This window comes from Tannerella forsythia, assembly GCF_003860135.1.
GTDB classification, from domain to species: Bacteria; Bacteroidota; Bacteroidia; order Bacteroidales; family Tannerellaceae; genus Tannerella; species Tannerella forsythia_A.
In genome coordinates, this window is the sequence record NZ_RQYN01000032.1 from 1 (window position 1) to 22,273 (window position 22,273).

Sequence of the window (22,273 nt, forward strand, 5' to 3'; positions counted from 1 at the left end):
TCCGCCACGGAAACTTTTGTTTCCGTGACTGCGAGCATTGTTAAAATTCCGGAACGACAACGTTCCAAGGCATTGTACAGGCACTCCGTAAGCGCATCTTGTATTTTTATTGATTAGATGAAAGTTTCATTTAAAACGTGTTTTGATATGAGCAGGAACTATATTCCCGTAGTCAGGGTCAACGCATATAAAAATAAAAAAATGGAGTTCTTTACTTATTCTATCTTTGTGGTAAAAACAGCTATGAGGATTCAAAAGACATCCCGTCACAAGTATTTTGAGCATATTCCCGATCACAGAATAAACAGAAACTTGAAGCATTCACTTTGCGATATCATCATCTTGTCAATTTGGGTCGTATTGTGCGGAGCTGAATCGTGGGATTCCATTGAAACATTCGGAAAAACAAAATACGCTTTTCTGAAAAACCTTTCTTGGTTTACCTAACGGAATTCTCCTTCGCATGACACAATTAATCGGGTATTTTCGGCTATTCGCCCGCAATATTTTGAAAAATTCTTCATCACTTGGGTAGCTTCCCTTAAAAATGAGAACATCAAAAAAAGAAGTTGTCAGCTTTCTAAAACCAATCTATTTTTTCCGGTGGAAACGGCCATATGGGAAACCCCGCAGTTTCTATATCCAAGTTTTTATCCATTGTAAATAAAAATGAATTATCCGCCGGTATATATGTTTGCATTATTTCTTCATCAGACATATTCAGTAAATACTTTAGAAAAACTCTTATGGTATTTTTATCGGTTACTACCAAAATATTTCTGCCCGCTTTTATATTCTGTAAAATATCGTGTTTCAAATAAAAGTTGATTTTTTCTATGACGGGGCGCAGTTCGGGGATAGCAAAAATATTTTTTTCTTCCGTATTGTTATCGATTTTTGTATACAATACGGAAGATTCATGCTGCGGTATTTGTGTTTTGTCTACTTCCTTTAGTATATAAGCGGCAACGGTATGCGCACGTTTTAAATGTGATGTATATATCATATCAAAAGAGTATCCGTTCTCTTTTAAATTTTTGCCGGCCAGTTTTGCCGCCTCTATTCCCTCGGGACTTAAATCGTCCGTTTCGGAATTCATAAGGCGGCCTTCCGATTCGGCACAAATTTCTTCATGACATAGTAAAATCAAATTCATAGTATCTTCTCCCGAATTTCGGTTTTTATTTTTTTCTGTTATTTGACTGTCTTCAGCATTTACCGCTGCGGACTGTAAAAATAACTGCACTATAAGCAAAACGATAGATAATATTATTTTTTTCATTTCTTTTTATTTTCATACCGTTGAGAACGGTTTTTAGTAAAACTCAATCTTACAATCTGATAGAGCATATATTCTACCATCCGAAAGTTCTATTTTATTTTCGGATATTTTACCTGTCAATAAACCTAACTGTTCTGCCCCTTGTTCTATTTGTTTCCGCCAACCCACAATATCAGAATGGTAAACAATAGCATATAATCTTTCTCCTTGAGGGGTAGTAACATAGCATCCATCTTCTGATACTCCTCCACTTTTAGGTAAGGAAGGCTTAATAAATGTTGTTACTTTCTTAAAATCAACAGATTGAGAAATTTGGATATAAGATACCTCTATTCCCTCTACTTTTATTGTTCCCGGAATATGTCTATTACTTGTACTCATATTATTCTCGGGTTCCGGAAGCATGGCTGCCGGTTTCAATATCGATAACAGCACGTAAGGGCTGAATAAGAGAATCTTCATAGCGGCATTTCCACTTTTCGGGAGGTGCGGTACCTTCTATAATTCCTTCGATGGTATCATCGGATTGTATGGGGTTGCCGTTTTTTAAAATATAGACAGCGGTACTATAGGCATGATTTACTATTTTGTTCGGATCGATTCCGTGAAAATGATATTGAATGTCCGGCAGAAAAAGGGTGCCCATACCTAAGGTGTCCACAAGTATATCGTGAGTGCCTTGAATATTGAAAAACCTTACATTGACTGCAAGGTAGATAAAGCGTTCTTCATGCGGATAAGAGCGGCTGCGGATTTTTTCCGCCGTGAAGAGTTTTCCCGAATTTCGGAAATATACGGCTGCACATTCGGGGAAGATTTCTAAAAGAGCCTGTAAAAAATCCATGTCAAGCGCTGCTCTTTGCAAAGCGGGAAGAACGGCAGCGAGCATATCGGTGCCGATTACCTGATGTGTGCATTCGGAAAATATTTTTTCCCGCTCTTTTTCGGAACAATCCCACATCTGGCTTTTTTGAAATTCGTCAACGGCTGAGCCGGTAAAGGAACCTGTCATAATATTCAGCATGGGCGGAACGGTTCTGTCGCTGAATTTCGCCTTGTATTTTTTTGCGGGAAAACTTGCCAAGCTTTCATTATAAGAAACACATTCAGTGTCGCCTACATGTTTTTGGATTACGGCTTCCATCTTTTCTTTTTCAGGCATTGTAACGGGTGATTTAAATAAGAGTTGTACGACAAACACCGCCCCGTCCGTTTGCTCTTCGCTTAAATTTTGTTGAAAGATATTCTGCATATTGCCCTCCATGATAAAAATACTAGTCGTGTTATAAAAAGTGTGACACTATAAAAGATTGACAATTACGAAATAAAGTTGTATTTTTATTGAATAACAATAACAATAGAACTCCACGGCCCCAATTGTCAGGGTACAAAAGTAGTCAAAAATGGCAATCAAAAGAACAAAAAGCAAAATTATCTTTGCAAAACCTGCGAACGTCAATTCATCGACGACCATAATCTCACCTGCAAAGGTTGGGCTTCGTATATCACTGCGAAGATTCTATTGCTTTTGGCAAGGAATGCAGGTATCGTGGTATTGATGAGATTGAAATTATTAGCACAAAAAAGTGCTTTCTGTTTTGGAGAATTTCAATCGAGAGTTTTGGGTTGTTGAAGGGGGAATTGTTTTTATCTTACCACAAAGTGACGGCAAGCATCCGAAGCGTTGGCGAGGAACACCCAAAAAGATAACGAGGCTTTTTCCGAAAGCTTCTCGTTGGCTTACTTTTTCATTGGTTTTAGGTGTAAAAACAGCAAAAGGCAAGGAAAATATCCCTGCCTTTACGCTTGTGTTTTAAAAAGTATGATGAGATAAAAACATCAACTTTAGGTGGATTCGAGTATCATACTTTGTGAATCAATACCAGTTTCCGTTCGGCAGCGGTAATTTGCTCAATATCGGCAGGCTTTCCCCTTAGTGACGGGTGTCTATCGAAAAATATTTGCAGCCGTTTTATCAATTTTTGTTCCATACCTTACTCCATAGATAATTCAAAATAATACCTTGTAAGCACTTTAAAAACAGTGTTAAAAAAATAAAGGGAAAGAATAACAATGATGGGAATGATAATAAGTTCAATGTAGTAAATCTTTGATGAAACTTTATTTTCTCGAATTTTAATTTTTCTTGTGAGCTGGCTAATAGCTAAAAAAAGGTTTGTTATGATAAATGCTATTAAAAATCTATACCCTTCGATAACAACATCAAAAGAAAATCTAAGAGCTTTGGCACCAGGCCATCTGCTTGGAAAATAGTACCCGATGATATACACCGCAATATTCAGCGTGATGTAGTTCAAAAAAGTTTTGAGATATTTATTCCCAATTTGGGGAAATAAATCGGGAAGTCCGCCCCAAAGAGGGACCGAATCATTGTATCTTCTTTGTTTTATCAGCGTAAAGAAACGTGTAAGCAACAGCATGTCTACAGCAAAAATCAAAAGAGTAAAAATTACCATTACTGTTGTAGTTACAATCTTATTCATATTAAGCCGTTAAAAATATGCGGAAAATTTGTTGTGAATACGTCCTTTTCTTGAGAAGATAAATTTTCAAAATCTTTATTTATCCTTGCAAATATCTTTTTTGCCTGTTCATTTTCCGGTGCAAATCTTGCAAGATACTCAACTATTAAAGAACCCGCCTCCGGTTTGTTTTTCGAGTTTTTGATTGTTTTAATGCCGTACTCAGCTGCATAAGGAACAGCTTTGCCGTCGGGTTTGTGATTAAAGGCAACAACTGCATACCACTTTGCTTTGAAATCCTGATTTAACAAGAGGCTCGCTAAAAATTCATTTTCAGAACCCTCAGCTAAGTAAGCAATCGTTAAAACACTTGCACCCTGAATGTCTAAATTTTTATAAGTGGTAACTTCTTTTAAATATTGAATTGCTTTCTGTGTTCCTATCATACGCAGAGCCAAAACAGCCCAATAGATTTCGTATTTATTACGCTTTATTTTCAGGCAATTAATCATAGTCTCTTCAGTGAAAGGCATTTTTTCATTATGAAAGTATTCCGAAATTGCCCCCGTGTTATCTGTTTCATCCAATGTCCAATTCGGGAAAAGTGTTGTCTTCATTTATTTTTTTCTCTCAATTTTATATGATGTAATATAGCGTTGATATTTTCTACCATCGATGTTTTAATTTTCAGTTTATTCATATCTACTTCTTTCAGATTTCCATCCTTGCCGTAGCCGCCGTATAGGACATCTTTTTTAAGGTTTGGTTTTAACGATAAAAACTCTTTATATGCCCGCTCATCTGCTCGTCCTTCAAACGAAGAACAAAACCATTCGCCTGTCATATAGCCGCTTTTGCCTATTTGCACGGCTAATGAAATATTGTGCAGCTCACATCTGCTTTGCTTATCTGTATCAGGCCATTGGGGCAGTCCTTGAAAATATTTACATCCTGCACAGCTAAGCCCGATGCTATCCCACCGCGAAGAATATGAAAATATATCTTTTACTTTTGCCATAATTCTTCCAAACTGTGCTGCAAACAGACTATTGCAAGTCTTTTAAGATAATCTTTCTATCTCATCTTGCAATTTTTGATCCCATTCAAATTCCATATTGAATGAACCGTCAGCGTTTAAATAAAAAACAGCTTTATTCCATTTATTTTTTCCGCCTTCTGTCATTATTTTGTGCAAATCTTTTATGTCTCTCATATTTTTAAAACTATCAACTAAGGCTATGTTGCCGGCTGTGCCGTCCGGTTTTTTATATTGCAAAAAGCATTTTACCGCCCCTATATATTCAATCTGCAAAACAGCATTAACCCATTTTTCTTTAATCGAATCCGAAATTCGTTGTCCAATCCTCTTATAGATTTCATTTATCATACCAAGGCCTCCTTTTTTAATTATATCATAGTATTTGCTCTTTGATGAGTCTATCTAAATTTATTTTTTCTATTGTTCTATCTTTATCCATAATTTTTTCCATTTATCACAGAAGAGCTCTTAATAATACTTCTCGCGATCTATTAGTTAATTCTTCAGATGAGAGACATCCTATCGGCATTAGATTATCTAAAACGGAGATTCTTGTTTCAATCCAATTGTAGTTAAATTTCTGAAAATTTGAAAGCTGATGCTCAAAGCTGACCAACCACTAAACGTCCAAATTCCGGCTTACTGAACATCCGGATACGGATCGTCTTCCTCGTCGTCTTCGTTGTCGAGGTAGTCGGTGTCATCTTCTTCGGCCGCCGGGATATCCCAGTCTTCCTCGTCGTCGTCGATCGGGACGAAGCGCATGTCCATATCACGGTGGACGATTTGTTCGGCGTCGTGGAAGGTTTCGCGGTTCAGTTCGTTCCAAAGCAGGTCTTTAAGTTCGGCGATTCCGGCACCCGTGACGGACGAAATAAAGAGATGCGGAATGTCTTCGGGAAGTTCTTCGGCCAGCGCTTCCATCAGTTCATCGTCGAGCAGGTCGCTTTTCGTGATGGCCAGCACTTTGTTTTTGTCGGCCAGACCGGGGTTGTACTGTTCCAGTTCGTTGCGCAGGATCTCGTATTCTTTCCGAATGTCGTCGGCGTCGGCAGGAATCATAAACAGGAGCAGCGAGTTTCGCTCGATATGGCGCAGGAAGCGCAGTCCCAGTCCTTTGCCTTCGCTGGCGCCTTCGATAATGCCGGGGATATCGGCCATGACGAACGAGCGGTTGTCGCGGTATTTGACGATACCCAGATTCGGTTCGAGGGTGGTAAACGGGTAATTGGCGATTTTCGGTTTGGCGGCCGAGACGACCGAGAGCAGCGTCGATTTCCCTGCGTTGGGGAAGCCAACGAGTCCGACGTCGGCCAGTAATTTGAGTTGGAGCACGACCATCCGTTCCTGATACGGTTCGCCGGGTTGTGCATAGCGGGGCGCCTGATTGGTTGCGGTTTTAAAATGTACGTTTCCGCGTCCGCCGCGTCCGCCGCGCAGCAGCATCACCTGCTGGCCGTCGGTCGTAACGTCGCAGAGGTATTCGCCTGTTTCGGCATCGAAAGCGACGGTGCCGCAGGGCACTTCGATGATGCGGTCTTCGCCGTCTTTACCGGTACTGCGTTTGCTGCTTCCCCCCTGTCCGGAAGTAGCGAGGATATGGCGTTCGAATTTGAGATGGAGCAAGGTCCAATAATTACGGTTGGCGCGCAGGTAGATGTGTCCTCCCCGTCCGCCGTCGCCGCCGTCGGGTCCTCCGCGCGGGATGTACTTCTCCCTGCGGAAATGGGCGGAGCCAGCCCCGCCTTTTCCCGAGCGGCAATAAATTTTTACGTAGTCTACAAAATTCGATTCGGCCATATTCGTTGGAATAAATTGATAACGTGTTGTCGAATAATGAAAAGAAGGCTGTTTTATCGACCGGTTATTTTCTTTATCGCTTCGTCGATACGGTTGAAGATATCTTCGATCGAACCGGTTCCTTTGATGGCGGCGTGTTTGCCTTCGCTGATGTAGTGTGTGGCCAGTGGGGCGGTCTGCGTGTGATAGACATCGAGGCGTGATTGGATGGTTTCGAGGTTATCGTCCGAGCGTCCCGATACTTTGCCGCGTTCGAGCAGGCGGGTAATCAGTTCTTCGTCGTCGACTTGGAGGTCGAGCAGGATCGAGACATCCGTACCGCGTTCGTTGAGCATTTCTTTCAGAGCGATGGCTTGGGGGATGGTGCGGGGATACCCGTCGAAGATAACGCCTTTCGAGTTTTTTTTGCCGTCGAGGAATTCGCCGATCAAACGAATAATCAGCTCATCGGGAACCAACTGGCCTTTATCGATATATTCTTTTGCCGTTTTCCCCAGTTCGCTGCCTTCACGGATCGCGTTGCGCAGCATGTCGCCTGTCGAAATGTAGTCGAGGCCGTAATGTTCGACCATCAGTTTGCTTTGTGTACCCTTGCCTGAGCCGGGAGCACCGAAAATTACGATATTTAACATGAGTTTGTATATTGAATAATGATTTTTTAGTTTTAGTCTTCCCTGATTTTGTAAATGTCGCGTGCCGAACGTCCCAGACCGTCGTAATCGAGGCCAAATCCGATGATGAAGTCGTTGTCGATTTCCATTCCCACATAATCGGGTTTCAGGTCGCATTGCAGCGAGGCGGGTTTGATCAGCATCGTCGCCAGCCGCACGTCGGTAGCGCCTTCTTCTTTGAGGCGGCGGGTGACGTAGTGCATCGTCAGTCCCGTATCGATGATGTCTTCGAGCAGTACGATGGGGCGGTTGCGCGTATTGCTGCGGATGGGCAGCAATTCTTTGACGATGCCGTCCGATTTCGTACCGTGATACGACGAATAGGCGGCGAATGTCAGCTCGCTGGTCACCGGCAGTTTACTCATCAGTTCGGCCACGAACATATAGGCCCCATTGAGGATGCCCACGTAGAGCGGTTCTTTTCCTTCCATATCCCGACGGATTTCTCCGGCCATCCGTTCAATGGCACGCACGATATCCTTTTCGGGGATGTATGGTTCAAACACTTTATCTTTCAGTCGGATTTGCTTTTCCATCGTTTTTCTGTTTTTGTTTAGGGATGCAAAGATACATGATAATTTTCAGAATTGTACCAGGGCGAATGAAAATCCGACTGTTGACGGGCGGAAGACCGTCCGGAGAAGGGGAAATGCGGTCAGGCTTTCATGTCGAGGGTCGAGAGGTATTTTTCGATGAACTCGTTCGAAACGCTTGTCAGCTTAGCTTCCGAGTCGATACCGCGTCGGAGGGCGTCGCGATTGAGCAGGTGGGCGCATCCGGCTTCGCGGAAGAGGGTGGCCAGCTTCGAGCCGCGGTCGAAGTCGGAAGCCAGAAACGTACTGAGCCGGTCGATGCAGAGGTATTTTTTGTCGAGCGCTTTGAGTCCGGCATAGCTGGAGAGCATCTCGCCTTCGGGCGTATGATCGTAGGTGATGAAGTAGAAGGTACGGATCACGATTCGGCGCTCTTTCGTAAAGTCGGCAAAGAAATAACCTACTTTCTGGTTGAAGAGTTTGAAGGCGATCAGCAGCGAACCTTTGTACCAGTCGACGTCCCACTCGATGAAGCTGAGATTCATGTACGTGTTAATTACCTGTGGGGCTACGCCGTCGAGCCGTTCGAACATGCGTACCACGGCATGTTCCTGCATATAGATTTCGTAGCGCCGGTCGGGATCCATCAGGATATAGGGGTTGTTGGGGATGCGTGCCGAGTGCCAGTAGATGTCATCTCTTGCGCCGAGGGGGAAGCCTACGCGGTACAACCTGCGTCGTTCGCCTTTGCGGTCGGTGCCCCAGATCCAATTAGGTGGACGCGAGGCCAGCCAGGCGATGTGTCCGAGGCGGTTCTTGTATTGTTCGAACTGGAGCTTGGTAATCCAGATCAGATGGATGCAGGGGTTGCAGAGCTGATAGAGCTGCAACGTCAGGCAGGAGCTGTACTGATCGTTCATCCGGTCGAAGAGGCGGTTGAACTCGTCGGTAAAACGTTCTTTTTCCCGGTCCGACACAATCACCGTGCCGTGTGCTTTGAAGACATTCAAGAGACGTTCCTGGCCGGCGCGTTCGGAGGGTTTGTTCATCGCTATCCCGAGCTGGAACGTCAGCGGCATCCACAGTTCGAAGTAATCGGCGCACGAAATCATGCGCGTATCGCCTTCCTGCTCCGAAAACGGCACTTTGTGTCGTCCCATCAGATAATAAAATTCGTGCTGGATAAACGATTTGTAATTCCCGTCCAGATATTTTACCCCCGACGTATCCATGCGCAGCAATAAAGGACGGGTGCAGGACAACAGTTTGAGCAGCGACTTGTCGAAGTATGGAATGGCATCGCCGAATCCCAGATATTTCAGCAAAGTGAACAAGCGCTTCACATAGAGGTTTTGTCGCCGCGCTTCCTCTATCTTGCGGCGTTCGTACTCCGTTTGCTTCGTCTGTTTCCTTTTCTTCGACATAGCCGTAGATTTTGTGTTTGTTAACTTTTTCGGGCTAAAGATACGGATTCTTGTTCGGAAATCACGCAACAAATGCAGAGAAAACATTCCCGGCAGCGTAAAAAACGGCCGAAAAACTTGCATTTTCGTAACTTAAATCTTATCTTTGAGGCGATCTAATATTTAAAAACAGGAAGTTATGGCAAAGAATTTGATTGATGTCGTCATACCCCAGGAGGTCGTGACACAGGTACAGGGAAGAGTGAACGAACTGCGCGAGTTACTGACGCCATATTTAGTCACGCTTACGAAAGAAGAACGGGCATCGTTACCCAAAATGAGTGACAAAACGATGCCCTTCGTGAGCAAAACGGTCGAATACGTCGGTACCAATCCCAAGCTGATCCCTCCGATGATGGAGGCTCCGGAAATGATCAAGGACTTTGAACGTCATCAGGCACTGCAACCGATCTTTAACCTGATGGATCAGCTGGCCGACAACATTTCCGACACGATGATGATCAGCGGACACGAGGCCTACGTGCAGGCGCTGCTTTACTATTCGAGCGTGAAACTGGCAGCCAAACAAGGCGATCCTGACGCCAAATCGATTCAGGAAGACCTCGGTAAACGGTTTGTATTGCAGGGAAAACGTAAACCGAGCGAATGAAAGAACCGGTTCTCCGATAAGGAGTGACCGAATGGTAAAGAACCATACGAGCTATAAACGGAAAACGACCTGTTTATAGCTCGTTTTTGTGAGTATGAGTAAGCAAAAAGGTCACTCGTGTTACCAAAAAGGTCACTCATGTCACCAAAAAGGTCACTCGTGTTACCAAAAAGGTCACTCATGTTACCAAAAAGGTCACTCGTGTCACCAAAAAGGTCACTCATGTTACCAAAAAGGTCACTCGTGTTACCAAAAAGGTCACTCATGTCACCAAAAAGGTCACTCATGTTACCAAAAAGGTCACTCAAGTGTCCTGAAAGCTGACCACTGACCGCTAAAACGATCTACGTCCGGTGAAACTGGGTACCGTCGGCCTGTGCGGTCGGCATGACGAGCAGCTCTTGTACGTTCACGTGGGGCGGTTGTGAGAGGGCGTAGGAGACGGCCGAAGCAATATCGTCGGCCGTGAGGGGGCAGAAGCCTTCGTAAACTTGGTCGGCGCGATGCTGGTCGCCCTTGAAACGCACGACCGAAAATTCCGTTTCCACCGCTCCGGGGCAGATTTGCGTCACCCGGATGCCGTAGGGCAGCAAATCCATCCGCATGCCTTTGCTCAAGGCATCGACGGCATGTTTTGTAGCACAGTAGACGGCGCCTCGCGGATAAACGCCTTTCCCCGCGATGGAACCGATGTTGATGATATGTCCCGACCGACGGGAGACCATGCCCGGCGCGATGGCGCGAGTGATATACAGCAGTCCCTTGATATTCGTGTCGATCATGCGCTCCCAATCGTCGATCACGCCTTCGTGCAACGGTTCCAGCCCGACGGCCAGCCCGGCATTGTTGATCAGCACATCGACCGTTTGCCATTCGGAGGGCAATTGCGCGACGGCCGCCTGTACCTCGTCGTACCGCCGCACGTCGAAGCAAAGCGTATGTACTTTGCAGTCGTGTTGTTGTGTCAGTTCGTTTTTCAGCGCTTCGAGTCGCTCGTTGCGTCGTCCCGTCAGAATCAGGTTATACTTCTCTTGTGCCAGTCGCACGGCCGTAGCCCGGCCAATGCCCGACGTGGCTCCCGTAATCCATACTGTTCGCGTCATGATATCGTTCGTTTTTAATGTCTACTTGGCGCAAAAGTACGAAAAAAACGCCGGTCTCCGCACCATCGCCCCGACGGTGAGATTTTTTTGCGGGGGAGGATGTGTAACTCGCTTGCAAATTTTCGAGTGAATTTATTCTATTCTCTTATATTTATCCGTATTTTTGCAAATAAATTACAGTGTGTAAAAATGATTCTCAATTTCAGTGTTCAAAATTTTGGTTCGATCAAAGACGAACAAACACTTACTTTCGAGGCTGATAGATCTACTCACCTTGAAGATGCTTATATTATTCGCAGTGCCGGAAAAAGAGTTTTGAAAGTTGCGCTGATATACGGAGCTAATGCTTCGGGAAAAACAACGGTACTTAAAGCTCTTGATTTTCTCAGAAACATTGTACTTGAACCTGAAAATAAAAAAACGGACACATTGAAGTTTAATCCGTTTCTTTTCGATCCGGATACCTCCAAGCAAAACTCGATGTTTTCGATCGAATTTATTCAAAATGAAGTAAGGTACTTCTATCATGTAGTATTTTCGCAGAAAGCCATTGTTTCGGAAAAATTGTATCTCTATAATCCTCACAAAGCACTTGTTTATACAAGAGAAACAGATTTGTCGAATCAGTTTGCCCGGATCAAATTAGGGCCCAAGTTCTCAAAGAATAGAATTTTTGAAGAAAGTCTCAGTACAAACACCTTGTGGAATAATACGGTACTTGGAGGCTATCTGAAGACAAATATCAATTTCAAAGAATTGTGGGAGGTGGTTGATTGGTTTGGAAATTATTTAAACCCGATTATTCTTACCCAAACAAATCTGGAAAACTATGTGACATCCATCATAAACATGGAGAAAATTGACAAATCGGATGTAATCCATATATTGAAACAGGCAGATCTTCATATCTCCAATATCATTATTCGAGAAGAAGAAAGGGATATTCCGGCCGTTTTTTTAGAGGTGTTAAAAGAATCCATAAAAGAAAATGATAAAGTAAAAGAATTAGAGGAAAAAGGTAAACTGTCAAAGATGAGTGTAATGCTTGAACACATGGTAAACAACGAGAAGTATGCGCTCCCTTTGGAATTGGAATCGGAAGGAACAAACCGATATTATGGTTTTGCCGGATTATTGGCTTTACTCATAAAGAGGCGGGGGGGATTACTGATCGATGAGTTGGAAGCCTCTTTGCATCCCGATCTTTATCGACACTTTCTGATTTCTTTTTTGTTAAACACGACACATTCACAAATTATTGCTACGACTCACAACCGCGAGATCTTGGATGATAAGGACTTGTTCAGGAATGATGCTATATGGTTTACCGACAAGCGAGAATCTTGTGCAACCGAACTCTATTCTTTAGCCGATTTTGACAGCTCCGTTATTCGGAATACAACGAACATCTTAAATGCTTATAAAAGTGGTAAATTAAGCGGGACACCCCGTTTAGGAGACACTTTCATCGACTTGACTCCATGAGAAAACGAAGAACACCTCGTAAAGTGAATCCTACATTTGCTGTTGTTGTCGACGGCGAAACAGAAATGTGGTATCTGAAAATGCTACAACAAAATGAAAGGGATCTCCGTATTACGATTAAACCTGAAATACCTAAACGCAAAAATATTGAGGAGCAATATAAACGTGTTTGTGCTTTCTCTGATAAGAGGAAAGAATACGATAAAGTGTTTTGGGTCGTTGACTTCGATGCTATAATAAAAGAAACGCGTGAAACAGCGAAAAACAAAAAAAGTTCACTGGACTTTTTTATAGAATATCGACACAAAATAAATAAGAAATATCCCCATGTCGTTGTGATAGTCAATAACCCATGCCTCGAATTTTGGTTTTTGCTTCACTTTGAACAGACATCGAAATATTTCACGGCTGATGAAGCAGAGAAACAGTTAAAGAAACACATGGCCGATTATGAAAAAACGGAAAAGTATTTCAAAAAAGCAAACAACGATATCTATCAAAGGCTACGACCACACTTAACGGATGCTATCAGGCACTCGTTGGCTCTTGGTGGCTTTTCAGATGAAGCTCCGAAAAAAGCAATGAGCGAGATGGAACTGCTTTTTCAATCGTTAGGATTAGATTAATATTTTATTACTCATGAATCGGGAGCGTTGGAAAATTTACTCAATAAAGCGGTTTTTGGTGTTGATAATTAATATTATATAGTGTTTAGATTATGATAAAAATAGATCACATAGCCTTATATACAAGGCGTCTGGAAGTTTGCCGGACATTTTACGAAACGTATTTCGGGGCCACGGCCGGCACGATGTATCATAATCCGAATACGGGATTGAAAACGTATTTCTTGAGTTTTGCAGACAATACCCGTCTGGAGATTATGGAACGTCCCGATGTGGAAGAACGCTCGGACAAGGCTTTGAGCGAAGGGTTTATTCACCTCGCTTTCAGTGCAGGCAGCCGTGAGGCCGTCGATCGGTTGACCGCGAGGCTGGCGGCCGACGGGTATGCGTGTGTCGGTCGGCCGCGCGTGACGGGCGACGGATATTACGAAAGCGTTGTGACCGACCCCGACGGCAACCGAATCGAAATCACTATATAATATAATGTATGTCGACCTTGTTGTTTTGGATGACCTTGCTGCCGGTCGTGTTCATGTTGCACGATTTTGAAGAAATCATCATGTTTCGTCCGTGGCTGAGGCGAAACCGCCACGAGTTGAAAGTGCGTTTCCCGCGATTCGAAGCTTTTCTGACGCGGCGCGGTCTGTTCGACTATTCGACTTCGGCTTTTGCCGTGGCCGTTTGTCATGAGTTCCTGTTGCTTTCGGTCGTAAGTTATGGAGCGCTTCTGACCGAATCCTATGGGTGGTGGTTCGCCGCTTTTATGGCCTTCTTTCTTCATCTGTTTGTGCATGTCGGGCAGTGGATCGTTTATCGCAAATATGTGCCGGTAATCGTTACGTCCATCTTGTCGCTACCGTATGGTTTCTATACGTTGGGGTTGTTTATCGAGGCAGCCTGGTTGTCTGTTCCGGAGATGATCGGGTGGTCGGTCGTCGGGCTCGTCGCGATGGCGTTAAGCTTTCCGGCGGCGTTCTTTTGGGCCTCGAAATTCGATGCGTTCGAGCGGTCGGAAAAAATAAACCGCTAACCGACCGATGTCGGCGGCCTGTAAGCGATTCTTGTTTGATGAAAGTATGCGGATCGGAACGTTATCCCATTCGACTGACTTTTTTCAGTCGTTCTTCGTCGATGATTTTGATTTTGCGACCGTCCAGCGCGATGATATGTTCGGTCACGAACGTGGAGAGGGTACGGATGGCATTCGAAGTCGTCATGTTTGAGAGATTCGCCAAGTCTTCGCGCGAGAGGTAGATGCTGATTGTCGCGCCGTCTTCTTCGAGTCCGTAATTATCTTTGAGGAAAAGCAGCGATTCGGCCAGACGTCCGCGGATATGCTTCTGTGTCAGATTGACCGTTCGCTCGTCGGCGATTCCCAAATCGATGGAGAGTTGCCGGATAAAGAACATGCCCAGCTTGAAATTGGCACGAATCAGTGACTCGACCACCGTCATCGGGATGATACACACGGTCGAAGCCTCGAAAGCCGAAGCATTGGTCAGGTAAGGCTCCTGTGCGAAATAAGCGCGGTAAGCAAAATACTGGATCGGCTTGATTACCCGAATAATCTGGCTGCGTCCGCCCACTCCTTGTTTAGATATTTTTACTTTTCCTTTCAGCACACACATCATGTCTTTCGCCTCATCGCCCTCACAGTAAATCATTTCGTTGCGTTTGAAATGCTGTATGGTCGAATGGGCTTTCAAGACCTCCCGTTCCTGCTCTGTTAAAAGCCTCCAAACCTCTGATAAACTGGTCGATATATCAAATTCTGTTTTCCCCGACTTGCTCACTGCTGTTTTATAACATACTTTTGAAGCACAAATATAGAACATATTTTTGAGATGCAAAAAAATCCCTGATTGACAGATTCGCTCTACAAGGCTTCTTTTGCACTACTGTTTATCAAAATTATTTTTTTTAAGAAGAGTATATCCTTGTTATGTATTTTCCTTTGCTTTGACACAGGAACTCTTAGTGGTCACGTTACAATGTAAAGAAGCGTTATTTATTGTATAAGTCTTTGACTATCCGAAAAAGCTATCTATTTTTGCCGATGAAAAAAATGACAAACCAAATGAAAAAGACTTTATTATTTGTCGTTGCCGTAGCATGTTGCGCGGCTTCGACGATGGCGCAGGATGCGCCCAAAGATACATCGTATTGGAAAAAAAGCGGTTCGACTTCGTTGACGTTCGGACAAACCTCGTTCACTAACTGGGCGGCCGGAGGGAATAACTCCGTATCGGTATTGGCTTCGTTTGCCGGAAAGCTGAGTTACGAAAAAGGTTCCTGGATGTGGGACAACTCGGCCGATTTGGGCTACGGACTTTCGTATCAGGGAAGCGAACAGACGAAGAACGACGACCATATCAATCTGGCTACACGCTTGGGATATAAAGCCTCGTCGCTGTGGGCCTACGCCGCCGAACTGAGTTTTAAGTCGCAGTTTTATGACGGGTACAGCAAATATCCGGTCGAGAGCGGAGCGAAATACATCTCCAAATTTATGGCTCCGGGTTACTTGATCGGCTCGATCGGTATGAGCTATGCCCATCCGAAAGAAGATTTTAAGGTATTGCTTTCGCCCGTGTCGGAGAAGATGACTTTCGTAACCGACCGTCGTCTCTCGGATGAAGGTGCGTATGGGGTAGATCCCGGCAAAAAAGTCTTTGCCGAATTCGGAGCGCTGGCCAAAGCCACCTATTCGAAGAAGTTTACGGAAAACGTGTTGTTCGGCACCGAACTGCTGCTGACGTCAGCCTACCAGACTTTCGGGAACGTCGATGTGGATTGGAGACTCTCGCTCGACTGGAAACTGAATAAGTATTTTACGTTTAAAGCCAACACGTATCTGCTGTATGACGACGATATCAAGTTCATCGACAAAGACGGCACGAAAAAAGGCCCGCGCGTTCAGTTCAAGGAAGTAATCGGTTTGGGATTCGGTTATATCTTCTAAGAAAAGAAGAACGTTACAAGAGAAAAGGGAAGCGGTGCCTAACGGCCTGCTTCCCTTATTTTTTCCCATTCGTCACAAAGCGGAAACATACCGGAGAGGAGGATATCCGCTCCGGCGTCGAGCGACAACGAATCCTTTCGTAATCAATAGGAAGGTTCAAGCCTGCAACGGAAGCTGTCGCTTAGAGTCAGTTTCTTGTTCTTTGATACGACCTGTATTTCGTTTTCTCCTTCCTGTAACGCTACATTTTGCCACTCCAGCATTGCATATTCGTCGGGTTTTGCTTTTCCGTAACTTTGACCGTTTACGAATAATTCCGCTTCGGGCTGGTTGGTGAATGCAACGATTGTTTGCATGCGTAGTTGGCGTGTAGTGTGTCTACGGCCGGCCAAATAAAGCACCGGTTCTTCTTTGTTCCAGTTTGCTTTGTAGAAGTAGAAAGCATCTTTGCGTATCTTCCGATCGAAAGTGACTAACCCTTTGTCGTTGATTCCGGGGCGATCGCCTTCCGTCCGGTGCGCGGCGCCGAAGTCGAACATATTCCATACGAAGCTTCCCCATAAGTACGGACGGGCGGCAATCGTTTTCCAGTTTTCTGCATGATAATAGGTCTGCCAGTTTTCGGGATGCCACCAGCCGGTCGGTTCCGGTTTTTTTAGCGAGTCTTGCTGATGGTAAATACTGGCTCCGGCTCCGTATTCACTGACGGCGATACGCAGTTTCGGGTATTTCTTATGAGTCTCGTCCAGCCATTTTCCCATATCGGACGGAGTTCCGCCATACCATCCGTCGTATCGGTTCCACGCGATGACATCCGTAATGAAATTCATCGGTTCGGTTGCCGGTCTGTTACTGGCTGCTGTCGTGAGACGGGTCCTATCTTCTTGTTTCGCCACTTTGTTCAGTTCTTCAACATATTCCGTCGGATCATCGCCGGCTTGGGTCAATTCGTTGAAAAGTCCCCATACGCAGATAGAGGGATGATTATAATGCTGGCGGATGAGTTCTCTGAGTTGTTCTTTCCCGTTGTTTCGGAAAGCGGGAAGGTCTACAAACCCCTTGTCCATGTATCCGCCCGGACCTACAAAAGGTATTTCTGCCCATACGATCATGCCGTATTGATCCATCAGGTCGTAGAAACAAGTCGCCTGCGGATAGTGTGCCAGACGAACGGCATTGACCCCCATTTCAGCCATCATTGCCGCATCTTCTTCGTGATGCCTCAAGTGCAGCGCGTTGCCGATTTCACTTCGGTCCTGATGGCGGCATACCCCGTGAAGAGGCAGGTGCTTGCCATTGAGGAAAAAGCCCAGATTAGGGTCGATCCGGTAAAAACGAAGCCCTAAAGGTTGGGTGACTTTGTCGATTACTTGTCCGTCTCGCGTAAGGGTTACTTCCGCCTGATAGAGGAAAGGATCTTGACGTCCGTTCCACAAACGCGGGTTTATTATATCGCAGACAAGCCGTTGCTGTGTATCCGAATTTTCGGAAAGAGAGAATTTTTCTTTTCTCTCGGTCACGGCTTTTTTCCCGTCCCGCACACATATCCTAAGCTCGATTTCCTGAACTTTATCACTTCCGTTAGATATGTCTACCAACGCTTCTATTCTGGCATATTTATGGCTGACGCTGTCTTGTATCAATCGTACACCCGGAGAGGCATAGTCTAATGGGGAAATACATACTTCGTCGGTAATCAGTAGATGTACGTCTCGGTAAATACCTCCATAAAAGTTAAAATCGCCGACCAAAGGCATGACATCTAATTGTTCTCCGTTGTTTACTCTTACCAGAATGGAATTTTCTTTTCCGTACTCCACTTTTCCGGTAATTTCGAAGATAAAGGCTCCGTATCCTCCTCGATGTTCGCCCACGTGGAGATTGTTTATAAATAGATTGGCGACGCTATTTACTCCTTCGAAGCGGAGAAACAGGCGTTTGCCCTGCCATTCGGAACGGATAAACAGTTTCTTCTCGTAATTACCGATTCCGCGCTTGTAATCGGGTTTGCCGGATAAAGCGTCTTGTGTATTCCATGTGTGGGGGAGATCGACTCGTACTGCCGTATTTTTCTGTACCTGATGGGAAAAACGGAAGTTCCAGTGGTCATTCAGTAAAATATCCTGTCGTTGCGCAAATGCCGGCATACAACAACATATTAGTAAAAGAATCGGTGTAAAATAATTGCGTAATAAGAATTTTGTTTCCATGTTATTTTTTTTGATTATGAATTATCGGTTGTGAATATGTCCATTGATTGTTAAGGATTATCTGTCATCCTTTTCAGTCGTTTGTCCGATGCCCGTTCGAGCTGACGTAACGGCCCGCTTCCCTTACTTTTTCCCATTCGTCGCAAAGCGAAGGCATGCCGGAGAGGAGGATATCCGCACCGGCGTCGAGCAGTAACGAGTCGGGTAAGGGACCGGTATTGACGGCAATGGTGAAGATTCCCGCGGCGTGAGCCGCCTCGACACCCAACGGAGCATTTTCTACGACAAAGGCTTCCCAAGGTTGCAGCCCTCCTTTTTCCAATGCCATCAAGTAAGGTTCGGGATCGGGCTTTCCGCGTTTTACATCGGAGGCGGTGACCATCCGTTCTCGTGCGAAGATATTCGGGAAGTGGGTGTTCAGTCGTTCGAAAAGAGAGGCCTGTCCCGAGCCGGTGACAATCATCGGCGTCAGCCCGTCGCGCACCACTTTTTGCAGCAGCTCGTAGCTTCCGGGCATCGGTCGGACGGGAGGGCAGGCATTGAAGGCTTCCGTCTTTTCCCGATAGATGGCTTGGATCTCTTCGGAGCTGACGGACGTACCTTGCCGGCGGCAGACAAGTTCGATGGTACTGTCGCCTGTGCGTCCTTCGTGCAGGTAGACTTCCTGCTCGGAGAGGTATAGTCCGTGGCGTTTCATCGTCTCGCTCCATGCGACCGCATGGTTCGGCATCGAGTCGTAAAGTACGCCGTCCATATCGAAAAGCATTGCTTTCAGCTCGATGCGTTCATATCGATTGGCGGATAGAAAGGCTTCTACGGCCTGTTGGTATGTATTCATTTGCTTGCGGTTTAAAAATTCAGGCAGGGCGAAGGCATGGTTCGCTTTCGTTGCCGATCATTGATTTGAGATGGTTGATATAAGCTGTTCGGGCTTCGAGACTGTCGTCGGCCGAGGGTGACCAGGGCGCCAGATTATCGGGAGTAAGCGGAGCGAAAGGGCCTTGTTTGATCTCGTAAATCACCGTTCCGGATTCCAGCACAACTAATCCGTGCCAGATGCCGGCCGGTATTTCACCACCGTAACAACCCTTTTCCGGGTCAAGGATGAAGGTCTCCGTCACATTCCCGCAGTTGTCGAAGAGAAACAGGGCCACTTTTCCGCGCAGCAGGATGAAGACCTCGGTTTTGTCAGGATTCAGATGGCGATGCGGACGCAGATACGTATCCGGTTCCATCGCGTTCAGCAAACGGTTGACCGGGTCGTCAAGCGTCTCGTGAAAGTTGTAATTCATACGCAGACGAGGCGATTGTTTGGCTTTCTCTGTCGTCTCGTCCAGCAGTTTTTGATCAATCAGTTTCATCTTTTGCAATATAAAGTGAAGGTGTCTTGCGCGTGCACCTCCCAAACGGTTACGGTTTATATTTCGATTTCGTCAGGATATCCTGCGCGTCGGTGTGTGTCATCAGTTCGGCTATGGAAACGTTTGTTCTTTCCATGTATCGCGTGACGATCTGCCAGCCGATCCACGTGCCGAGGTTACCCGGCGCCTCGTCTGCAATAAAAGACGACGGCCGTTCCAGGAAATATTTCGATGTCGTCACACGGTCGGGCGTGTAAAGTTGTTTGCGTTCGATGATTTGCTTCCACAGCCGCGACTCATTTTCTTTACACCACTGATATTCTTCGGAAGTGTACTTCATCCATACTTCCGGAATGACTTGTGAAAAGGCCTGATGCACCACGTATTTGATTTTTCCCTCGTAAATCATCCGATCGAGCAGAACGTTATCGTTTCCGCTGAACGGGTATTCGGACATCAGCCATGCCGTCAGATAGTCGGGGACGACGTAGTCCGGTGTCATACCTCGCCGCCGGTAGGCATCGAAGTAGTCCCTGTACAGCGGATAATCTGCTCCCAGATATTTGTCGATCGAGATGGAGAGGAGGCTGTCGTCGACGAGCACGTTCTGGAACAGTCCGGAGACGTGCATATAAACGACCGGAATTTGTTTTTCGGGAAATTGTTCCCGCATATAGCCGAAAGCACGTCCGAGATCGCTTTCGATACGTTCCACCGTCTCGTATTTGGCCAGCGCGTCCCGATAGAGTTTGTTTAGGTTCGGCTCGGAATAGTAATTGACGAGCCGGTCGAAAAACTCGTCCGACTGCGTTTCCTGATCGTTGAACAGGCTAAGTCCGAGCACCCGGAACATCCGTGGATAAGCGTGCGCCAGGACTTGCTGTCGTTCGGGGCTGTCGACCAGAATCAGCTGATAGAGGTCTTTATCGAAACGACGGATAGGCACCGGTTCGTACGACGTTTCTTTGCCGCTCAGCATGCCGCATCCGTTGCATACGGTCAGATGAATGAGCGTCCAACAGAGGATCAGGGTCTTATTTTTCATCGGCGCATTCATTTATTTCTTCAGTAATACGGTAATCTGCAACGAGAGATCGAAAAAGATCATCTTGGCGTTTCCATTTTGCGAGATATGCCTTTCGGCGTCGGCCAGTTCGCGGATCAGATCAAAGACGTTCCGTTCGTTGACAAAGGGGGAGAAGCGTACGGAAAAGGCGGCTTCGTTGGACTTAATATAATTCAGGTCGTCGCTCCGAAAACGATAAACGAAGTTCTCGCGGATCAGGTGTTGGCTGTAGCTCAGGAAGCTTTTCTGCTTCTCGCGTGTCATTGTCGACAGTTCCTCCGCCATATTTTTCATTTCCTTTACGTTTCTGGCCCATGAGTTTCGCATCATCCGGATGAAGATCTCCAGAAACAGGTCGCTTTCCTGTTCCGTGCTGAGAGCCTTTTCGGCCTCCAGCATATTGCCGTGCGCCAAGTGCGCGATCTGCCGTGCGGCATCCGGCTCCAGATGATATCGTTGCATGAGCGCCTCGGTGAGCGCCTCGGCGGCAATCGGTCTGACGTTCAGTCGCTGTGTACGCGACAGAATCGTACCGAGTATCTGTTCCGGCGTGTCCGACACCATCAGGATGACCGTGTTCTGCGGCGGCTCTTCAATCACCTTCAGCAGCTTGTTCGCGCAGGCGATGTTCATGCGTTCGGGCATCCAGATCAGCAATATCCGGTATTCGGCCTCGTAGATTTTCAGGCTGGTCTTACGCAGAATCTGGTCGCTCTCTTCGGTGTAGATCATGGCCTGTTTATTGCCGGCTTCGATCCGGTCGAGCCACATGTCGAGATCGAAATACACATGGTTCTTCAGAAAATCGTACCACTCTGTCAGGTAGTCGTCGCAAACGGTCTTTTTACGTTCTTTAGCGGCGATCATGGGGAAGACGAAGTGCAAGTCGGGATGCGCTAGCTCGTTGTATTGCAGGCATGATTTGCATTGGCCGCACGCGTCGGTCTCCGACCGGTCGGTGCAGTTCAGGTAACGGGCGTAGGCCAGCGCCAGCGGAAACGCTCCGGCGCCGGGTTGTCCGCAAAACAGCTGCGCGTGAGCCACGACGCCTTTCCGAGCCGTCTCGGTCAGTTGTTTTTTAAGCTCCTCTTGTCCGACAATATCTTTGAAGAACATGATCAGGGCGTTATGAAGTCGGATTCCTGAAACCGGGTCACTTCCGTTTCCCAGCGTTCTTTGACGAACCGGCAATGGTCGGGATGTGCCGTATAGGCATCGAACTCGGCCTGACTGTTGAACTTCATCAGAAAGCCGTACGTGTAGTCGTTTTTAGGGCTGTTCTGACGGAGAGCCTGGAAGTTGCGCACACCGGGGATGGCTGTCAGAATCCGGGTGCCATCCTCCAGAAACTTTTTAGCTTCGGGCGAACCTACCGGATGTTTCAGGTCGAAAATGACCGTATGGAGAATTTCACCGGTTCGGAGTGAATCACTTGTTGCTCCCCCGCATCCCGCGAGGGTGCTTCCGGCCACAGCTGCTACGGCCACATGGCCGGTACGACGGATAAAACTTCTTCGTTTCATGTCGGATAATTTAGCTTGAGTAGATATTTTATTATTTGCTGCAAATATTATAATGT

At 46.0% G+C, this 22,273-nt stretch carries 28 protein-coding genes; 9 read left to right on the forward strand and 19 right to left on the reverse strand.

The genetic code is table 11. The annotated features are described in order from the left end of the window. The first annotated feature begins 243 nt into the window (after window positions 1-243). Complete coding sequence (locus EII41_RS14755) at window positions 244-447, forward strand: transposase family protein (protein ID WP_185711543.1); 204 nt, start codon at window positions 244-246, stop codon at window positions 445-447. A gap of 133 nt (window positions 448-580) precedes the next feature. Here the strand turns inward: EII41_RS14755 and EII41_RS08785 are convergent, their stop codons facing one another. Genes EII41_RS08785 through EII41_RS08795 form a run of 3 tightly spaced genes read right to left on the reverse strand, consistent with a single transcriptional unit; the run spans window position 581 to window position 2,546 of the window. Further along, window positions 581-1,282 carry a histidine phosphatase family protein gene (locus tag EII41_RS08785; protein WP_124790282.1) on the reverse strand — a complete coding sequence of 234 codons (702 nt, stop codon included), beginning with the start codon at window positions 1,280-1,282 and terminating at the stop codon, window positions 581-583. Between the two features lie 33 nt (window positions 1,283-1,315). After that, window positions 1,316-1,663, reverse strand: coding sequence for a hypothetical protein (locus EII41_RS08790; RefSeq protein WP_124790283.1), 348 nt, complete (start codon window positions 1,661-1,663; stop codon window positions 1,316-1,318). Between the two features lies 1 nt (window position 1,664). Continuing rightward, complete coding sequence (locus EII41_RS08795; protein WP_221620712.1) at window positions 1,665-2,546, reverse strand: DUF4261 domain-containing protein; 882 nt, start codon at window positions 2,544-2,546, stop codon at window positions 1,665-1,667. A gap of 93 nt (window positions 2,547-2,639) precedes the next feature. Here EII41_RS08795 and EII41_RS14760 point away from each other — a divergent pair, with 93 nt between their 5' ends. Next, window positions 2,640-2,915 (forward strand): transposase, encoded by a 276-nt coding sequence (locus EII41_RS14760; RefSeq protein WP_411292590.1) that lies wholly within the window; start codon window positions 2,640-2,642, stop codon window positions 2,913-2,915. Beyond that, on the forward strand, window positions 2,881-3,099 hold the full coding sequence (locus tag EII41_RS08805; protein ID WP_124790284.1) for a hypothetical protein: 219 nt from the start codon (window positions 2,881-2,883) through the stop codon (window positions 3,097-3,099). Before EII41_RS14760 ends, EII41_RS08805 begins: the two co-directional genes overlap by 35 nt. A 177-nt stretch (window positions 3,100-3,276) precedes the next feature. On the opposite strand, the gene EII41_RS08810 is transcribed toward EII41_RS08805, so the two are convergent. From EII41_RS08810 to EII41_RS08845, 8 genes are all read right to left on the reverse strand, one after another. Further along, a complete protein-coding gene (locus tag EII41_RS08810) occupies window positions 3,277-3,786 on the reverse strand; it encodes a hypothetical protein (protein WP_124790285.1) in 510 nt (169 codons plus the stop codon). Further along, window positions 3,783-4,382 (reverse strand): hypothetical protein, encoded by a 600-nt coding sequence (locus EII41_RS08815; protein WP_124790286.1) that lies wholly within the window; start codon window positions 4,380-4,382, stop codon window positions 3,783-3,785. The genes EII41_RS08810 and EII41_RS08815 overlap by 4 nt, the downstream gene beginning before the upstream one ends. Further along, complete coding sequence (locus tag EII41_RS08820) at window positions 4,379-4,783, reverse strand: hypothetical protein (protein ID WP_221620713.1); 405 nt, start codon at window positions 4,781-4,783, stop codon at window positions 4,379-4,381. The genes EII41_RS08815 and EII41_RS08820 overlap by 4 nt, the downstream gene beginning before the upstream one ends. A gap of 42 nt (window positions 4,784-4,825) precedes the next feature. After that, window positions 4,826-5,152 (reverse strand): hypothetical protein, encoded by a 327-nt coding sequence (locus EII41_RS08825; protein ID WP_124752295.1) that lies wholly within the window; start codon window positions 5,150-5,152, stop codon window positions 4,826-4,828. 291 nt (window positions 5,153-5,443) lie between these two features. Beyond that, the gene (gene obgE / locus EII41_RS08830; protein WP_124790287.1) at window positions 5,444-6,604 is read right to left on the reverse strand and encodes a GTPase ObgE; all 1,161 of its coding nucleotides are present in this window, start codon (window positions 6,602-6,604) and stop codon (window positions 5,444-5,446) included. Between the two features lie 53 nt (window positions 6,605-6,657). Further along, window positions 6,658-7,236 (reverse strand): adenylate kinase, encoded by a 579-nt coding sequence (locus EII41_RS08835; RefSeq protein WP_124752293.1) that lies wholly within the window; start codon window positions 7,234-7,236, stop codon window positions 6,658-6,660. A 32-nt stretch (window positions 7,237-7,268) separates the two neighbouring features. Beyond that, a complete protein-coding gene (locus EII41_RS08840) occupies window positions 7,269-7,811 on the reverse strand; it encodes a phosphoribosyltransferase (protein ID WP_124790288.1) in 543 nt (180 codons plus the stop codon). 119 nt (window positions 7,812-7,930) lie between these two features. Next, entirely contained in the window at window positions 7,931-9,232 is a 1,302-nt protein-coding gene (locus EII41_RS08845) for a hypothetical protein (RefSeq protein ID WP_124790289.1), read from the reverse strand. 178 nt (window positions 9,233-9,410) lie between these two features. Between EII41_RS08845 and EII41_RS08850 the strand changes: the two genes are divergently transcribed. Next, window positions 9,411-9,881, forward strand: a complete 471-nt coding sequence (locus tag EII41_RS08850) for a hypothetical protein (protein ID WP_124790290.1) — start codon at window positions 9,411-9,413, stop codon at window positions 9,879-9,881. 344 nt (window positions 9,882-10,225) lie between these two features. On the opposite strand, the gene EII41_RS08855 is transcribed toward EII41_RS08850, so the two are convergent. Further along, window positions 10,226-10,984: an SDR family oxidoreductase gene (locus tag EII41_RS08855; RefSeq protein ID WP_124790291.1), complete on the reverse strand. Its 759-nt coding sequence runs from the start codon at window positions 10,982-10,984 to the stop codon at window positions 10,226-10,228. A gap of 189 nt (window positions 10,985-11,173) precedes the next feature. On the opposite strand from EII41_RS08855, the gene EII41_RS08860 reads away from it, so the two are divergent. From EII41_RS08860 to EII41_RS08875, 4 genes are all read left to right on the forward strand, one after another. Further along, window positions 11,174-12,469 (forward strand): AAA family ATPase, encoded by a 1,296-nt coding sequence (locus EII41_RS08860; RefSeq protein ID WP_124752317.1) that lies wholly within the window; start codon window positions 11,174-11,176, stop codon window positions 12,467-12,469. Then, window positions 12,466-13,095 (forward strand): RloB family protein, encoded by a 630-nt coding sequence (locus tag EII41_RS08865; protein ID WP_124752288.1) that lies wholly within the window; start codon window positions 12,466-12,468, stop codon window positions 13,093-13,095. The genes EII41_RS08860 and EII41_RS08865 overlap by 4 nt, the downstream gene beginning before the upstream one ends. Window positions 13,096-13,187: 92 nt before the next feature. Then, the gene (locus EII41_RS08870) at window positions 13,188-13,574 is read left to right on the forward strand and encodes a VOC family protein (protein ID WP_317615871.1); all 387 of its coding nucleotides are present in this window, start codon (window positions 13,188-13,190) and stop codon (window positions 13,572-13,574) included. An 8-nt stretch (window positions 13,575-13,582) separates the two neighbouring features. After that, complete coding sequence (locus EII41_RS08875) at window positions 13,583-14,125, forward strand: HXXEE domain-containing protein (RefSeq protein ID WP_124790292.1); 543 nt, start codon at window positions 13,583-13,585, stop codon at window positions 14,123-14,125. A 61-nt stretch (window positions 14,126-14,186) separates the two neighbouring features. Here the strand turns inward: EII41_RS08875 and EII41_RS08880 are convergent, their stop codons facing one another. Then, a complete protein-coding gene (locus EII41_RS08880; protein ID WP_185711875.1) occupies window positions 14,187-14,930 on the reverse strand; it encodes a Crp/Fnr family transcriptional regulator in 744 nt (247 codons plus the stop codon). A 242-nt stretch (window positions 14,931-15,172) separates the two neighbouring features. Between EII41_RS08880 and EII41_RS08885 the strand changes: the two genes are divergently transcribed. Beyond that, entirely contained in the window at window positions 15,173-16,057 is an 885-nt protein-coding gene (locus tag EII41_RS08885) for a DUF3078 domain-containing protein (protein WP_185711876.1), read from the forward strand. Between the two features lie 143 nt (window positions 16,058-16,200). Here EII41_RS08885 and EII41_RS08890 read toward each other — a convergent pair whose 3' ends face one another. From EII41_RS08890 to EII41_RS08915, 6 genes are all read right to left on the reverse strand, one after another. Then, window positions 16,201-18,204 (reverse strand): glycoside hydrolase family 2 protein, encoded by a 2,004-nt coding sequence (locus EII41_RS08890; RefSeq protein ID WP_124790311.1) that lies wholly within the window; start codon window positions 18,202-18,204, stop codon window positions 16,201-16,203. Between the two features lie 136 nt (window positions 18,205-18,340). Further along, complete coding sequence (locus EII41_RS08895; protein ID WP_124790295.1) at window positions 18,341-19,105, reverse strand: HAD-IA family hydrolase; 765 nt, start codon at window positions 19,103-19,105, stop codon at window positions 18,341-18,343. A 19-nt stretch (window positions 19,106-19,124) separates the two neighbouring features. Continuing rightward, entirely contained in the window at window positions 19,125-19,628 is a 504-nt protein-coding gene (locus tag EII41_RS08900; protein ID WP_124790296.1) for a WbuC family cupin fold metalloprotein, read from the reverse strand. A 49-nt stretch (window positions 19,629-19,677) separates the two neighbouring features. After that, window positions 19,678-20,673: a gliding motility lipoprotein GldB gene (gene gldB, locus EII41_RS08905; RefSeq protein ID WP_260425533.1), complete on the reverse strand. Its 996-nt coding sequence runs from the start codon at window positions 20,671-20,673 to the stop codon at window positions 19,678-19,680. A 12-nt stretch (window positions 20,674-20,685) separates the two neighbouring features. Further along, window positions 20,686-21,810, reverse strand: coding sequence for an ATP-binding protein (locus EII41_RS08910; protein ID WP_124790298.1), 1,125 nt, complete (start codon window positions 21,808-21,810; stop codon window positions 20,686-20,688). A 2-nt stretch (window positions 21,811-21,812) separates the two neighbouring features. Further along, a complete protein-coding gene (locus EII41_RS08915; protein WP_124790299.1) occupies window positions 21,813-22,217 on the reverse strand; it encodes a Dabb family protein in 405 nt (134 codons plus the stop codon). Window positions 22,218-22,273: the final 56 nt, after the last annotated feature.

Bases quoted from the DNA above. Each gene is read 5' to 3' on its own strand.
- EII41_RS08825 (WP_124752295.1), bottom strand. From the start codon at position 5,152: ATGATAAATGAAATCTATAAGAGGATTGGACAACGAATTTCGGATTCG.
- EII41_RS08865 (WP_124752288.1), top strand. From the start codon at position 12,466: ATGAGAAAACGAAGAACACCTCGTAAAGTGAATCCTACATTTGCTGTT.
- EII41_RS08900 (WP_124790296.1), bottom strand. From the start codon at position 19,628: ATGAAACTGATTGATCAAAAACTGCTGGACGAGACGACAGAGAAAGCC.
- EII41_RS08860 (WP_124752317.1), top strand. From the start codon at position 11,174: ATGATTCTCAATTTCAGTGTTCAAAATTTTGGTTCGATCAAAGACGAA.
- EII41_RS08840 (WP_124790288.1), bottom strand. From the start codon at position 7,811: ATGGAAAAGCAAATCCGACTGAAAGATAAAGTGTTTGAACCATACATC.
- EII41_RS08850 (WP_124790290.1), top strand. From the start codon at position 9,411: ATGGCAAAGAATTTGATTGATGTCGTCATACCCCAGGAGGTCGTGACA.
- EII41_RS08835 (WP_124752293.1), bottom strand. From the start codon at position 7,236: ATGTTAAATATCGTAATTTTCGGTGCTCCCGGCTCAGGCAAGGGTACA.
- EII41_RS14755 (WP_185711543.1), top strand. From the start codon at position 244: ATGAGGATTCAAAAGACATCCCGTCACAAGTATTTTGAGCATATTCCC.
- EII41_RS08875 (WP_124790292.1), top strand. From the start codon at position 13,583: ATGTCGACCTTGTTGTTTTGGATGACCTTGCTGCCGGTCGTGTTCATG.
- EII41_RS08880 (WP_185711875.1), bottom strand. From the start codon at position 14,930: ATGTTCTATATTTGTGCTTCAAAAGTATGTTATAAAACAGCAGTGAGC.
- gldB (WP_260425533.1), bottom strand. From the start codon at position 20,673: ATGAAAAATAAGACCCTGATCCTCTGTTGGACGCTCATTCATCTGACC.
- EII41_RS08915 (WP_124790299.1), bottom strand. From the start codon at position 22,217: ATGAAACGAAGAAGTTTTATCCGTCGTACCGGCCATGTGGCCGTAGCA.
- EII41_RS08910 (WP_124790298.1), bottom strand. From the start codon at position 21,810: ATGTTCTTCAAAGATATTGTCGGACAAGAGGAGCTTAAAAAACAACTG.
- EII41_RS08785 (WP_124790282.1), bottom strand. From the start codon at position 1,282: ATGAAAAAAATAATATTATCTATCGTTTTGCTTATAGTGCAGTTATTT.
- EII41_RS08820 (WP_221620713.1), bottom strand. From the start codon at position 4,783: ATGGCAAAAGTAAAAGATATATTTTCATATTCTTCGCGGTGGGATAGC.
- EII41_RS08890 (WP_124790311.1), bottom strand. From the start codon at position 18,204: ATGCCGGCATTTGCGCAACGACAGGATATTTTACTGAATGACCACTGG.
- EII41_RS08795 (WP_221620712.1), bottom strand. From the start codon at position 2,546: ATGGAGGGCAATATGCAGAATATCTTTCAACAAAATTTAAGCGAAGAG.
- EII41_RS08895 (WP_124790295.1), bottom strand. From the start codon at position 19,105: ATGAATACATACCAACAGGCCGTAGAAGCCTTTCTATCCGCCAATCGA.
- obgE (WP_124790287.1), bottom strand. From the start codon at position 6,604: ATGGCCGAATCGAATTTTGTAGACTACGTAAAAATTTATTGCCGCTCG.
- EII41_RS08870 (WP_317615871.1), top strand. From the start codon at position 13,188: ATGATAAAAATAGATCACATAGCCTTATATACAAGGCGTCTGGAAGTT.
- EII41_RS08790 (WP_124790283.1), bottom strand. From the start codon at position 1,663: ATGAGTACAAGTAATAGACATATTCCGGGAACAATAAAAGTAGAGGGA.
- EII41_RS08815 (WP_124790286.1), bottom strand. From the start codon at position 4,382: ATGAAGACAACACTTTTCCCGAATTGGACATTGGATGAAACAGATAAC.
- EII41_RS08855 (WP_124790291.1), bottom strand. From the start codon at position 10,984: ATGACGCGAACAGTATGGATTACGGGAGCCACGTCGGGCATTGGCCGG.
- EII41_RS08885 (WP_185711876.1), top strand. From the start codon at position 15,173: ATGAAAAAGACTTTATTATTTGTCGTTGCCGTAGCATGTTGCGCGGCT.
- EII41_RS08845 (WP_124790289.1), bottom strand. From the start codon at position 9,232: ATGTCGAAGAAAAGGAAACAGACGAAGCAAACGGAGTACGAACGCCGC.
- EII41_RS08810 (WP_124790285.1), bottom strand. From the start codon at position 3,786: ATGAATAAGATTGTAACTACAACAGTAATGGTAATTTTTACTCTTTTG.